The 1,294-nt window shown below is 62.3% G+C and carries 2 protein-coding genes and 1 pseudogene; all 3 read right to left on the bottom strand.

Going from position 1 to position 1,294, the window contains the following annotated elements; genetic code table 11:
- A partial coding sequence (locus EN750_RS34750) for a proton-conducting transporter membrane subunit (RefSeq protein WP_281062375.1) occupies nucleotides 1–825 on the bottom strand: 825 nt, incomplete at its 3' end.
- A gap of 10 nt (nucleotides 826–835) precedes the next feature.
- Complete coding sequence (nuoK, locus tag EN750_RS34745; RefSeq protein WP_010910101.1) at nucleotides 836–1,144, bottom strand: NADH-quinone oxidoreductase subunit NuoK; 309 nt, start codon at nucleotides 1,142–1,144, stop codon at nucleotides 836–838.
- A 1-nt stretch (nucleotide 1,145) separates the two neighbouring features.
- Nucleotides 1,146–1,294: pseudogene (locus EN750_RS34740) on the bottom strand (NADH-quinone oxidoreductase subunit J); the annotation flags it as partial.

Raw genomic sequence — 1,294 nt, 5'->3', positions numbered from 1 at the left:
CACCATGGTGGCGGCATGGATCAGCGCGGAAACCGGTGTCGGGCCTTCCATGGCATCCGGCAGCCAGGTGTGCAGCGGCACTTGCGCCGACTTGCCCATGGCGCCCATGAACAGGAGCAGGCAGACGATCGTCATGGCCGCCTGCTTGTCCAGCGCATAGCCGAGGAAGGTCAGCACCGCGGCGCCGTGCGGGGCGCCTTCGGCCGGAATGAACGTTGCCGCATTGGCGAAGATGGTGCCGAGATTGACCGAGCCGAACAGCACGAACAGGCCGAAAATGCCGAGCGCGAAGCCGAAATCGCCGACGCGGTTGACGACGAAGGCCTTGATTGCCGCGGCATTGGCCGACGGCTTCTTGTACCAGAAGCCGATCAGCAGATAGGAGGCGAGGCCCACCCCTTCCCAGCCGAAGAACATCTGCACCAGATTGTCTGATGTCACCAGCATCAGCATGGCGAAGGTGAACAGCGACAGATAGGCGAAGAAGCGCGGCCGGTTCGGATCGTGGTGCATGTAGCCGATCGAATAGATGTGAACCAGCGCCGACACGGTGTTGACCACCACCAGCATCACCACCGTCAGCGTGTCGATCCTGAGCGCCCAGGCCGCTTCCAGCCCACCCGATTGGATCCAGCGCATCACCGGCACGGTGAACACCTCGCCATGGCCGAAACCGACGGTGAAGAAAGCGACCCACGACAGCACCGCCGCGATCACCAGGAAACCGGAGGTGATGTATTCGGACGCCTTGGCGCCGAGCGACGTGCCGAACAGGCCGACGATCAGGAAGCCGAGCAGGGGAAGGAAGACGATGGCCTGATACATGGTGGTTCCGTCAACCCTTCATCATGTTCACGTCTTCGACCGCGATCGAGCCGCGGTTGCGGAAGAAGACGACGAGAATGGCAAGCCCGATGGCGGCCTCAGCCGCCGCGACCGTCAGCACGAACAGCGCGAACACCTGGCCGACCAGATCGCCGAGTGCTGCCGAAAAGGCGACGAAATTGATGTTGACCGCCAGCAGGATCAGCTCGACCGACATCAGGATGACGATGACGTTCTTGCGGTTCAGGAAGATGCCGAACACGCCGAGCGTGAACAGAACAGCCGATACGGTCAGATAATGCGCGATGCCGACAACCATCTCAGAGTCCCTCGCCTGTCTTGACCTTGCGGATTTCCATACCGGTCGCCGGCGTGCGGCCGACCTGGGCTGCGATCGACTGCCGCTTGACGCCTGGTTTATGGCGCAGCGTCAGCACAATGGCGCCGATCATGGCGACCAGCAGCACGA

The organism is Mesorhizobium sp. M7A.F.Ca.ET.027.03.2.1 (assembly GCF_003999175.1).
Lineage (GTDB): Bacteria > Pseudomonadota > Alphaproteobacteria > Rhizobiales > Rhizobiaceae > Mesorhizobium.
The sequence above is the reverse complement of the archived record's forward strand: the minus strand, read 5'-3'. Positions and strand labels throughout refer to the sequence as shown.

Coding starts and splice junctions, on each gene's coding strand:
- nuoK (WP_010910101.1), bottom strand. CDS start 1,144: ATGGTTGTCGGCATCGCGCATTATCTGACCGTATCGGCTGTTCTGTTC.